This window comes from Bacillus sp. B2-WWTP-C-10-Post-4 (genome assembly GCF_009183805.1).
Taxonomy (GTDB): Bacteria; Bacillota; Bacilli; order Bacillales; family Bacillaceae_G; genus Bacillus_A; species Bacillus_A cereus.
Genome location: NZ_WEII01000005.1, coordinates 27,033 through 39,355 on the forward strand (window position 1 = coordinate 27,033; position 12,323 = coordinate 39,355).

Here is a 12,323-nt window from a genome sequence, read left to right on the forward strand (position 1 = left end):
AATAAATATTGCTGATTTTCACAAATTATAAATTAAGATTTTGAAATTGTATTCATAGTGAGAGGATTTGAATTTGAAATGATAGATAATTTTTGGCGTGAATTACCACGACCATTTTTTGTACTTGCACCAATGGAAGATGTGACAGACGTTGTTTTCCGTCACGTAGTAAGTGAAGCAGGTCGTCCGGACGTATTCTTCACAGAGTTTACAAACTCGGATAGCTATTGCCATCCAGAAGGTATGAAAAGTGTACGTGGCCGTTTAATTTTTACAGAAGATGAACAACCGATGGTAGCACATATTTGGGGAGACAATCCTGAATACTTCCGTCAAATGAGTATCGGTATGGCAGAGCTAGGATTTAAAGGTATCGATATTAACATGGGTTGCCCAGTTCCGAACGTTGCATCAAGAGGAAAAGGTAGTGGCCTTATTCTACGTCCAGACGTTGCAGCAGAACTTATCCAAGCAGCAAAAGCGGGCGGACTACCTGTCAGCGTAAAAACACGACTTGGCTTTAAAGAGTTAAGCGAGTGGGAAGATTGGTTAACGCACATTTTCAAACAAGATATTGCAAACCTTTCTATTCATTTACGCACAAGAGAAGAAATGAGCCAAGTAGATGCGCACTGGGAACTAATTCCGGAAATCAAAAAATTACGTGACCGCATTGCACCCAATACGTTAATAACAATCAATGGAGACATCCTTGATCGTAAAATGGGACTGGAACTTGCTGAAAAATACGGCATTGATGGCGTAATGATCGGACGAGGCATCTTCAAAAATCCATTTGCGTTTGAAAAAGAGCCAAGAGAGCATAGCAGTAAAGAACATCTAGATCTTTTAAGACTACAACTTGATCTTCAAGATCAATATGCAGAAGTACTGCCACGCTCAATCACAGGACTTCACCGCTTCTTCAAAATTTATGTAAAAGGCTTCCCTGGAGCTGCTGAATTGAGAAATCAATTGATGAGCACGAAGTCGACGGATGAGGTGCGTGCTTTGTTGGATAAGTTTGAGGATAGTGTTGGTGAGGCTCAGGATAGTGAGACGGTTTAACTTTTAAGCACTTAAATCATTTCATATGTAGTGCATGACATGAGTGAGTTGAAAATAAGTGCAGAGCTGGAAAAGAACAGTGTATTTGAGAAATCAAAACACTGTTTTTTTCTTTTAGTTAATGTTAAGAGAGAAATCTTTTTATAGGCATATAAAAAACATGTAAGAGCTCTGTAGATACAATGATAGAGAAAAGTTCGGGTAAGACTATAAAACATATCTTTAAAATGTTAAAGTATTAATTTAGCGGACAATAACTAAAAGGTTAGATTAAACATGATAATTTAAAGCAGGTTATAGCATAAACTTTAACCGCTGAATAAATAATCAACATTTCAGGAGGAAACCCAATGGCAATGAGCAACAACGATATATTAAAAAGAGTACGATACGCTTTAGATATAAAAGATATAGATATGGTAGAAATCTTTAAACTTGGCGGGATGGAAGTAACGAAAGAAGACGTAGTTGATATGCTTACAAAAATAAAGAGAGCTCCTCAGCACGAAGCTGAAAATGATGAGGTAGCTGAAGATGAGTACGTAAAAACATGCGATATGATGATGTTAGAGGCATTTTTAAATGGATTTATTACTTTAAAAAGAGGAAAGCAAGATCCGAAACCAGGACAACCAGCACCTGTACAGAGCAAGGAGAGTGCCAATAACCTTCTTCTAAAGAAAATGAAAATCGCACTATCTTTAACGAGTGAGGATGTACTTGATATATTAGATAGCGTAGGCGTTACGGTAACAAAAGGAGAGTTAGGCGCTCTATTAAGAAAAAAAGGTCATAAAAATTACAAAGAGTGCGGCGATAGATACGCAAGGAATTTCATTAAGGGATTAGGTGTAAAGTATAGAGGATAATGAGGTCGTTAAAGCAGTAAATGATATAATAGGTAGAGTAGGACGTTCGTATCCTACTCTTTTTTATTTGTAAAAATACTATGCTAGGTGATGAAATGGTACATACATATTTAGGTGAGACAATTAATTTTCATATAACTTATAAGAAGAAAAAGTCCGTGCGTCTTTTTGTGGATTCGTATGGAAATGTGGAAGTGCAGGCTCCGAAAGGGACACCTGTTGAATACTTAGTCCAGTTGCTAGAGGAAAAGTGGGATTGGATTCAGACAACACGTAAGGAAATGGCGGAGCGAGCGCGTGGACCACAGGAAAAAGATTACGATCAAGGAGAAGGCTTTTTGTATTTAGGGAATACGTATCCGATACAGATTTCCCAAGATGTAAGCATTGAGCAAGACAATGCGATTTTTGAAGGGGATAAGTTACATATTTATGTAAAAGAGCTAAAGGATGAGAAAATACAGCAAGCTTTAAAACGATTTTATTATAAGCAGTGTAAAACTTTAGTAGAGAAGAGCATTAAAGTGCATCAAAGTAACTTTAAGACAAAACCACGTTCTATTCGTATTACAGATAGTAGTCGTACTTGGGGTACTTGCGATTCGAATTTACAACTAACATTCAATTGGAAGCTAGCAATGGCACCACAGCGAGTAATTGACTATGTAGTTGTTCATGAAATGTGTCATATGGTTCATTTAAATCATGATCGATCGTTTTGGCGTCTTGTCGGGAAGATAATGCCTGATTATAAGGAAATGGAGAACTGGTTAGCTTTATCTAGTTGGAAGATGACGGTTTAATGTTGCGCTTTGTATAGGTTGCAATTATTGTCAATCTTTGTCGGTAAGTCGATATATTTCGAAAATCGCTGATATATTTGGAGTTGCGCCGATATATTTCGAAAACCGCTGATATATTTGGAGTTGCAATCGATATGTTCAATGAAGAGAAAGTAAAAGGAGAGGTCACAGCAGACATCTCCTCTTTTCGAGTATATAGATTATCGTCCAAACTTCACAACAAAATCCCCATCCACTTTCGCCATCTCATACCCACGATACCCCTCCAAAAGCAAAGCCTGCTGTCCACTAGCATCACTCATTAGAATACTTTGAACATCCGTCAAATCGCTTTCTTTATCTCCGCGCAATTTCTTCACAAAAACATACCGCAGACTACCACCATACTTTTCCTTCAGCGCAGCAATCTCCATTCCTTGCGCAAATTTATCCTTCAAGCTCGGAATGTTAAAAGGAGCAACGGTGCAGCATACGTAATCATATTTGCTGTCTTCTTTTTGCAATTCTTCCATAATGACTTTCGCTAATATTTTTTGCATCCCATTTCCTCGGCAGTTCGGATGAACGTTTGAGATTTCTTGATAGATGACGCGGTGCAGTTCACTTTCTGATAGACCAATATCAAGCCCTAAATGTTCATCGTCGATAGGAGGGACGAGTAGAGCGCGAAATGCGATGAGTTTGTTTTCGATAAAAGCACCGATCATCATGCCGTTTCCTTCTAGAATGTATTGAAATTCTTCTTGTGAGAGTGGTTGTAAACGACTTTTATCTTCTAGTGCTTCAATTACGATGTTTTGTAGTGATAAAATTTGTTCGATGTGCTCTAGTGATAGTAATGTAACGTGAAATGATTCGTTATTTTGTTTTAATGTTCCTTTGTATAGAACCGTCATATGATAGTCCTCCTTTAGCGTACAACGTCTTGAAAGACGGTTAGTTCTTGTAGCGTATCTTCGTTTATTTCAATGCCGAGTCCGGGCTTTTCGTTTAAGCGAATGAATGGTACATCGTAATGTAAGTTTCCAATGTCTTTCGTGAATTTTAATGGTCCTGTTAGCTCTACGCTCGTAATGATTTTCTTTGAGAAAGCGACATGGAATCCTGCGGAAGAGGCAACAGATGATTCGACCATTGATCCCACTTGGCATTCAATGCCGGCCATTTCAGCTTGATGAGCGAGCTTTACAGCTGGATGTATGCCACCGCATTTCATTAGTTTTATATTCACTTTATCAGCAGCTTCTAATTTAATAATTTGGCGCATTTCACGAGAACTTTTTAGTCCTTCATCAATCATAAGCGGGAGGTCTGTCTTAGAACGAATATGAGCCATGGCATCAATATCGTCCGCGATAACAGGTTGTTCAATCCAGTCAATGTTTAAATGTCCTAATGAACGCAGTGCTGTTAATGTGTTTGCGCTATTTTTCCAGCCTTGGTTTACATCAACGCGAATAGCGATGTCATTTCCTACACGTTCTCGTACAGCTTCAATACGTTTCATATCTTCTTTTACATTCGTACCAACTTTCATTTTGAAAGATTGGTAACCTTTTTGAATCATAGAAGCAGCTTCTTCAGCCATATCTTCAGGATCGGCAATACTTAAAACGTGAGTGACAGGGAATTCTTCATGATAGCGCCCGCCAATTAATTGATATACAGGTTGATTTAGTTTTTTGCCCATTATATCAAAACAAGCAATATCAATTGCAGCTTTCGCTGTTGGAACACCGTAAATTGTATTGTCCATCATGTCGTGTATTTTTTCGATATTCATTGGATTTTTCCCGATTAGAGCAGGGGTTAGCGTATGTTTTAAAGTATGGAAAGTACTTTCCCATGATTCACCTGTGACGTGATCATCAGCAACGCCTTCACCGTAACCGATAATACCTTCATCTGTTTCCATTTTGACGATAATAGAGGGCATATCAGAATAAGAGCCATAACTAATAACAAACGGATTGCGAAGCGGTAAACGAATTGCGTAAAGATGAATAGCTGTAATTTTCATTGAATAGAAACCCCTTCCTGTTTACAATAGTTTTGTACATTTGATATAGTTGACGTTAAATAGTCGTTAATTAATGATAAGGAGTTAGAGAAAATGATGATAAAAATTGCAGTTGTCGGTTCAAAGGAGTTTATGGAGAACCTTTTTCCTATTGCTCAAAAATTAGAAGGAATAGAAATTGATCCATATATTTACCTTCATCCGACGGAATCTTCTGAACTATTAAAGTGTCTAAAGCCTTGTGATGTCATCTTTTTCTCAGGTGCTTTACCTTATTATATGGCAAAAGAAATAAGAGAACAATTACGAATTCCAAGTACATACTTACAGCAAGACGAGACAACTGTCGCATCTTCAATTCTTTCTATCATGTATCATCAAAGTATTCAACCACATAACATTTCCATCGATTTAGTAGACCGCTCGTTTATTACAAATGTGTTCCATGATATTGGTATAAAAGAAAGCCCGCAAGTGTTGGATTATGAAAATATGCTGTGGAGTAAAGATGAGATAAATAGAGTTATCGATTTTCATGTAGCTAAATATCAATCTGGAGAAGCTCATTTAGCTTTAACTAGTATTCACGCTGTTTACGACGAGCTTCAAAAAATAGGTGTTCCTTCAGAGCGCATGATTGATCCAACACAATCCATTATACATGGTCTAAAAGATGCAAAAATAAAAGCTGAGTTAGCAAAAAGCTATTCAGCTACTGTTGGTGCTTGTATTATTTCTTCCTTAGAATTACGAGCGAGTTTGCTTGAAAAACTAGATGTCATTTCAAAAGAACTACGTGGTTCATTTAAACAAGTGGATGAAATGACATGCATTTTGTATACAACTCGTGGTGATATCGAATCAATTATTAAAACAAATGCGATAGATAACTTGTTTGCGAGCGTAGAAGGAACGATAGCTATTGGATTTGGTTATGGGAAAACCGTGAAAGAGGCGGAGCAAAATGCAAAAATTGCTCAAAGTTTTGCAAAGAATAATCCAATAGATCGTTGTTTTTATATACTAACAAGTGATAAAGATTTGTTTGGTCCGTTCCCGAAAGAACAGAGAGTACAAAGTTTGAAAAATGATAATCCGGAACTAATGAAAATAGCGAAGGAAACGAAGCTTAGTCCGGCCAACTTGTCAAAAATCATTCAATTTAGTCAATCGCATCCGTCATTGAAGTTTACAGCAGCTGACCTTTCTGAGTACTTACAAGTGACTCGAAGATCGACAGAAAGGTTGTTAAAGAAATTAGTTGATTACGGGTATGCTCATATTTGTGGCGAGGAAATGCCCTATCAACAAGGGCGACCTCGCGCACTATATGAACTGAATTTACCGCTATTTTTAAGCTTCTAGTTGAGCTTTTTGTTTCTTTAGTAATTCTGCTTTTTCAATGTCTGATAGTTTTACAATTGTGAAGCCTGTTATGCCATAAATGATTGAGATAATAGGTACGATGAAATTCAAAATAGCATAAGGGGCATATTCAAATGCACCTACGCCAAGTGTAGCGAGAATAAATACACCGCACGTATTCCAAGGAACGAAGACAGAAGTTAATGTTCCGCCATCTTCTAATGCTCTGGATAAGTTTTTTGAATGTAGTCCTTTTTCTGTGTATGCATTTGCGTACATTCTTGAAGGGACAACAATTGAAATATATTGTTCAGAGCAAGTAAGGTTTGTTGCAAAACAAGATGCGATAGTAGAAGCGATAAGCCCTTTTGCTGATTTCGCTAACTTTAAAATTTGATTTACAATTGAGCGAAGAATACCTGTATGTTCTAATACTCCTCCGAAAGTCATAGCGACAATTGTCATAGAGACTGTATTCATCATCGAATCTAAGCCACCGCGGTTAAATAGTTCGTCTACTAGCTTGTTTCCAGTGTCTATAACAAATCCAGCTTGGAGTGCACCGACAGATGCTGAGACAGAACCACCTTGAATAAAGACTTGTGATAAAAATCCTAAAATAATACCGACGAGAATCGCTGGTATAGCAGGAACTTTTTTTGCGACCAATACCATAACGACTACGGGTATAATGAGTAGGAAAGGTGAGATAACAAAGTTTTGTTGCAATACTTGTAACGTTTGATCGATGCTCTTCGCATCAATATTGTTAGCGCCGAAGCTTCTTCCTAAGAGCGCGTAAACGATAAGAGTAATAATTAAACCTGGAACTGTAGTAAATAACATATGACGAATGTGTGCGAATAAATCTGTATTTGTTAATCCTGCGGCTAGGTTAGTTGTATCTGAAAGCGGTGACATTTTATCGCCAAAATAAGAGCCTGAAATAATGGCACCAGCAACCATTGGAGCTGGGATTCCCATACTTAGGCCAATTCCCATTCCAGCAACACCAATTGTCCCCATTGTAGACCAAGAGCTACCAATTGCTAATGCAACGATAGAACAAATGACGGTAATGGAAACTAAAAATAGTGATGGAGTTAAAAGTTTTAAACCGTAATAAATCATCGTTGCGACGATTCCACCGCCAATCCAAGCACCAATTGTTAAGCCAACAAGAATAATAATGACGATAGCAGGTAATGCAAGACGAATCCCTTTATACATTGCTTCTTCAAGATCATTCCATTTGTAACCATAACGCCAAGCGACAATAGAAGCAACGGTTGTACCAATAATAAGTGGAACGTGAGGGGTTTGTTTTAATACAACAATTGTAACCATCATAACTGCAACGGTAATGATAATAGGGATAATCGCTATTCCAAAAGGTATTTCTTTTTTCATAAAGTTCCTCCTTGTTACGTATGTTTGTTTGTATTTTTAGAATTGTCGTAAAATAGACGTTTATTAGGTTATGATAACTAAAAGTTTATGTAAGCGTCAACATAAAAAACAGAAAATAAGGAATGTTCTAGTTTTTTTGTTTAGTTTGTAATATAAGTGCAGAGTAAGGTTTTTAAGTATTTAAAAATAAACAATTGACTTTTTTCTTAAAATTCAATATGTTCATAAAAACATCTGTTTTTCATAAGTATAATTAACCCGAATCGTTTGTAATGTGGGAAGGAGACTGGAACGTTGAAAACATTAGAACTACAAGAGCGCTTAACGGAGATTTTTCAGCATTTACACGAAAACCCTGAAGTAAGTTGGAAAGAATATGAAACGACAGCGTATATTACTGACTTTTTAAAAGAAGAAGGAATTTCATATAGAACATTTGATGATTGTCCAGGTGTAATTGCTGAGATTGGAGGCGGGAATCCAGTTATTGCGATTCGTGCTGATATGGATGCACTTTGGCAAGAAGTAAATGGAGAATTTAAAGCGAACCATTCATGTGGCCATGATGCTCATATGACCATTGTAATGGGACTTATTTTACAATTGAAAAATATGAGATGGAAAAGTGGTATGGTTAGATTTATTTTTCAGCCGGCAGAAGAGAAGGGGAATGGTGCTTTGAAGATGGTGGAGAAAGGTGCTGTAGATGATGCTGATTTCTTATTTGGCGTCCATCTAAGACCAATTGAAGAACTATCTTTGAAACAAGCAGCCCCATCTATTCGCCATGGAGCAGCAGGATTTTTAGAGGGTATGATTCATGGGGAGGATGCACACGGGGCAAGACCACACCAAGGTGTGAATGCAATTGATGTCATTTCCATGATTAATATCGGTTTGAAAAATATTTGGCTGCCACCGCAAAGTTCCTATTCAGTAAAAATGACGAGATGCCAAGCAGGTGGTAATAATTTAAATATCATTCCAGGAAATGGTCATTTCAGTTTAGATGTAAGAGCTGAGAGTAATATACTATTAGAAGAATTAAAGAAAAAGATTGAGCATGTAATAGAATCAGCTGCATCGATGGGGTCGAAAACTTCATACGAATGGATGGATCTTGCACCAGGAGCAGAGGTTTCCGAAGAAGCAGAGCGCTTTATGCGTAAAGGTATTCTCGAAGTGTATGGGGAAGAGAGATGCACAGGGCCTCTCTATACGACAGGAAGCGATGATTTCCATTACTATACAGTGAAAAGACCACATTTAAAAGCTGTCATGCTTGGACTAGGAGCAGACCTACAACCTGGATTACACCATCCGTATATGAGATTTGATCATAGTTGTATTATGGATGGGGTAGAAATATTGAAACAAACTGTATTGAAAGTGTTAGAAGACAGGGGCTAAAGAGCTCCTGTTTTTTTGTCGTGAATTGTCGGTAAATCGATATATTGAGAAAATCGTTAATATATTTGAAGTTATGATAGATATATTGAGAAAATCGTTAATATAATTTCACGTACCTATTAATTTGATAAAAAATGAGCCTCCAGTACATGGTGTATAATAATAAGTACCATTTTTTAATAGGAGAAAACGAATGAACGAACAATATTACGATGCAGTTTTACATATAAAAACAGTCGGTGAGCAAAAAGGGTTTAACAAATCTATGCATTATCACCGTTATGAACCGACGCCGTATAGCGGATTAGATGAGTTACTGAATCAATATGAAATAAAAAGTAGTGACCGAATTGTAGACTTTGGGTGCGGAAAAGGGCGATTAAACTTTTATATGCATCATAAATGTGGGGCTTCAGCAGTTGGAATTGAAATGAATGAAGAGTTTTATAAAGAAGCGATGGATAATCGAGATCGTTATGCTCGAAAAGCACGAAACAGTAAGGGGAAAATTCAATTCCAATGTTGTTTAGCGCAGGAATATGAGATTGATCCACATGATAATAGGTTTTATTTCTTTAATCCGTTTTCTGTGCAAGTGTTTATGAATGTAGTAAATAACATTTTGCTTTCAGTAGAAAACACGGGGAGAGAAGTGGATATTATTTTATATTATCCTTCTGAGGACTATATTTTCTTCTTAGAAAATCAGACTGCGTTTGAGCTGAAGAAAGAAGTAAGGTTGCCTGGGGCTTATGAGAAGAATGGGAATGAGAGGTTTTTAGTTTATACATTAGGGTAATAAAAAAACAGGTGCCAAGGCACCTGTTTTTTTATTAGTTACGGATTAAGTAATCAAATGCACCTAAAGCTGCGTTTGCACCTGAACCCATAGAGATGATGATTTGTTTGTACGGATTATTTGTACAGTCACCTGCAGCAAACACTCCTGGTACGTTTGTAGCGCCGTGCTTGTCTGTTACGATTTCACCGCGAACGCGTTCAACTGTTTCGCCTAACCAGTCTGTGTTTGGCACAAGACCGATTTGTACGAATACACCTTGTAATTCAACGTGATGAACTTCTTCAGTTTCACGATCGATGTAAGAAATACCGTTTACTTTATCAGTACCAGTGATTTCTTTCGTTTGAACGTTTTTCAGAACAGTTACGTTTGGTAAGCTGTTAAGACGCTCTTGTAATACAGCATCAGCTTTTAATTCTGGCATGAATTCAAGAACAGTTACGTGCTTAACAATACCTGCTAAGTCGATAGCTGCTTCAATACCAGAGTTACCTCCGCCGATAACTGCTACGTCTTTTCCAGTGAATAATGGACCGTCACAGTGTGGGCAATATGCTACACCTTTATTTTTGAACTCAGCTTCACCTGGTACGCCAACATTACGCCAGCGAGCACCTGTAGAAACGATTACGCTCTTACTTTTCAGAATAGCGCCGTTTTCAAGTTCCACTTCAATAAGTTCTTTTTTCTCTAAACGTTTCGCACGTTGTAGATTCATTACATCGATGTCGTATTCTTTTACGTGCTCTTCAAGGCTTGCTACTAGCTTAGGACCTTCAGTCTTTTTTACGCTGATGAAGTTCTCAATGCCCATAGTATCCATTACTTGACCACCGAAGCGCTCAGCAACGATACCAGTGCGGATGCCTTTACGTGCTGCGTAAATTGCTGCACTTGCACCAGCAGGGCCGCCACCAACAACAAGAACATCGTATGGATCTTTATCAGAAAGCTCTGATGCATCTGGACCGTTACCCATTTTAGCTAAAATTTCTTCAAGTGTCATACGACCGCTTCCGAAAGATTCGCCGTTTAGGTAAACAGTTGGTACTGCCATGATGTCTTTGCTTTCTACTTCCTCTTTGAATGCAGCGCCATCAATCATAGTATGTGTAATACCAGGGTTAAGAACGCTCATTACGTTAAGAGCTTGTACAACATCAGGACAGTTATGACAACTTAGGCTGATATAAGATTCAAAATGATATTCGCCTTGAATGTTTTTAATTTGATCGATTAATTTTTGTTCAACTTTTGGAGCGCGTCCACTTACTTGTAGTAAAGCTAACACTAATGATGTAAATTCGTGTCCTAATGGAATACCAGCGAATACGACACCAGTGTCTTCACCAGGGCGGTTTACGCTAAAGCTTGGTGTTCTCTCTAATTCAACTTTTTCTACTGTAATCTTAGATGACATAGTAGCTAATTCGTCTACTAGAGCTAACATATCTTTAGATACGTTATCGTCTCCTGCGCTTACCTTAAGTAAAATATCGTTCTCCATTAATTGAAGGTATTGGGATAGTTGTGTTTTTATATCTGCATCTAGTATCATTTTGATCGAACTCCTTAGATTTTGCCTACAAGGTCAAGGCTTGGTTTAAGTGTTGCAGAACCCTCTTGCCATTTAGCTGGGCAAACTTCACCTGGGTTGTTACGTACGTATTGAGCAGCTTTAATTTTGTTAACAAGAATGCTTGCGTCACGGCCGATACCGTCAGCATTGATTTCCATAGATTGGATAACGCCGTCTGGATCGATGATGAATGTACCACGAGCAGCAAGACCTTCTTCTTCCATTAAAACGTTGAAGTTTGTAGTGATTGTGCGAGTTGGGTCACCAATCATGATGTACTCGATTTTGCCGATAGTTTCTGAGCTATCATGCCATGCTTTGTGAGTGAAGTGAGTGTCTGTAGATACAGAGTATACTTCAACGCCTAAGTCTTTTAGAGTTGCGTATTGGTTTTGTAAGTCTTCAAGTTCAGTTGGGCAAACGAATGTGAAGTCAGCTGGGTAGAAACAAACTACACTCCATTTTCCTTTTAAACTTTCGTCAGTAACTTGGATAAATTCTCCATTATGGTAAGCATTAGCTTTAAACGGTTTTACTTCTGTGCCGATTAATAACATATTAAAATTCCTCCTAAATGTTGGTTTTGAGCATCAAAAAATAGTGTGCTCATAAAATATATTTTTTAATTAACTATAATAATTCTAATTCGATATTAATTATCATATAGAAGTGGTTATTTTGTCAAGAGAATAAACCAACTTTATACCGATTTAATTAATATTTATTCTCAATTAAGGCTAACAGGGAATGGAAAGGTAACTTTAAGTTTATAAATTTTCAATGATTGTTTGAAAGAGTAGTGTGTATGTTAGAGATATGGTGTAAGTGTAAATTCTTAGGAAGGAAATATTTCTTAGAAGTTATGTATTTGAAAAGGAACTGCTTATTTCTATTTTACAAAGAATTGTGCGATAAATAAAATAAAATGAATCGAAATCTTTTTGAACAATTTTTGTCATCTCAAATATATAATTAGGAAGTATATTACGCTGATAGT

11 protein-coding genes are annotated in these 12,323 nt (G+C 37.3%); 6 read left to right on the top strand and 5 right to left on the bottom strand.

The window, feature by feature from the left end:
- Window positions 1-78 precede the first annotated feature (78 nt).
- From GBN78_RS04570 to GBN78_RS04580, 3 genes are all read left to right on the top strand, one after another.
- Window positions 79-1,068 carry a tRNA dihydrouridine synthase gene (locus tag GBN78_RS04570; RefSeq protein WP_000566706.1) on the top strand — a complete coding sequence of 330 codons (990 nt, stop codon included), beginning with the start codon at window positions 79-81 and terminating at the stop codon, window positions 1,066-1,068.
- Window positions 1,069-1,418: 350 nt separating this feature from the next.
- Window positions 1,419-1,937 (top strand): YehS family protein, encoded by a 519-nt coding sequence (locus GBN78_RS04575; RefSeq protein ID WP_001251702.1) that lies wholly within the window; start codon window positions 1,419-1,421, stop codon window positions 1,935-1,937.
- 95 nt (window positions 1,938-2,032) lie between these two features.
- On the top strand, window positions 2,033-2,740 hold the full coding sequence (locus GBN78_RS04580) for a M48 family metallopeptidase (RefSeq protein WP_000233764.1): 708 nt from the start codon (window positions 2,033-2,035) through the stop codon (window positions 2,738-2,740).
- Window positions 2,741-2,940: 200 nt separating this feature from the next.
- On the opposite strand, the gene GBN78_RS04590 is transcribed toward GBN78_RS04580, so the two are convergent.
- Window positions 2,941-3,636: a hypothetical protein gene (locus GBN78_RS04590; protein WP_000217576.1), complete on the bottom strand. Its 696-nt coding sequence runs from the start codon at window positions 3,634-3,636 to the stop codon at window positions 2,941-2,943.
- A 14-nt stretch (window positions 3,637-3,650) separates the two neighbouring features.
- Window positions 3,651-4,760 carry a mandelate racemase/muconate lactonizing enzyme family protein gene (locus GBN78_RS04595; RefSeq protein WP_000704489.1) on the bottom strand — a complete coding sequence of 370 codons (1,110 nt, stop codon included), beginning with the start codon at window positions 4,758-4,760 and terminating at the stop codon, window positions 3,651-3,653.
- Window positions 4,761-4,853: 93 nt separating this feature from the next.
- On the opposite strand from GBN78_RS04595, the gene GBN78_RS04600 reads away from it, so the two are divergent.
- Window positions 4,854-6,125 (top strand): hypothetical protein, encoded by a 1,272-nt coding sequence (locus GBN78_RS04600; RefSeq protein ID WP_000972818.1) that lies wholly within the window; start codon window positions 4,854-4,856, stop codon window positions 6,123-6,125.
- On the opposite strand, the gene nhaC is transcribed toward GBN78_RS04600, so the two are convergent.
- Entirely contained in the window at window positions 6,114-7,535 is a 1,422-nt protein-coding gene (gene nhaC, locus GBN78_RS04605) for a Na+/H+ antiporter NhaC (protein ID WP_000711520.1), read from the bottom strand. The two genes, GBN78_RS04600 and nhaC, sit on opposite strands and share 12 nt — an antisense overlap.
- A gap of 294 nt (window positions 7,536-7,829) precedes the next feature.
- Here nhaC and GBN78_RS04610 point away from each other — a divergent pair, with 294 nt between their 5' ends.
- Complete coding sequence (locus tag GBN78_RS04610; RefSeq protein WP_000853513.1) at window positions 7,830-8,945, top strand: M20 peptidase aminoacylase family protein; 1,116 nt, start codon at window positions 7,830-7,832, stop codon at window positions 8,943-8,945.
- Between the two features lie 193 nt (window positions 8,946-9,138).
- Window positions 9,139-9,744 (top strand): SAM-dependent methyltransferase, encoded by a 606-nt coding sequence (locus GBN78_RS04615; RefSeq protein ID WP_001005614.1) that lies wholly within the window; start codon window positions 9,139-9,141, stop codon window positions 9,742-9,744.
- A 34-nt stretch (window positions 9,745-9,778) separates the two neighbouring features.
- On the opposite strand, the gene ahpF is transcribed toward GBN78_RS04615, so the two are convergent.
- Together ahpF and ahpC are read right to left on the bottom strand one after the other, a co-directional pair.
- A complete protein-coding gene (gene ahpF, locus GBN78_RS04620) occupies window positions 9,779-11,305 on the bottom strand; it encodes an alkyl hydroperoxide reductase subunit F (protein WP_000599501.1) in 1,527 nt (508 codons plus the stop codon).
- A gap of 14 nt (window positions 11,306-11,319) precedes the next feature.
- On the bottom strand, window positions 11,320-11,883 hold the full coding sequence (gene ahpC / locus GBN78_RS04625) for an alkyl hydroperoxide reductase subunit C (RefSeq protein ID WP_000924420.1): 564 nt from the start codon (window positions 11,881-11,883) through the stop codon (window positions 11,320-11,322).
- Window positions 11,884-12,323: the final 440 nt, after the last annotated feature.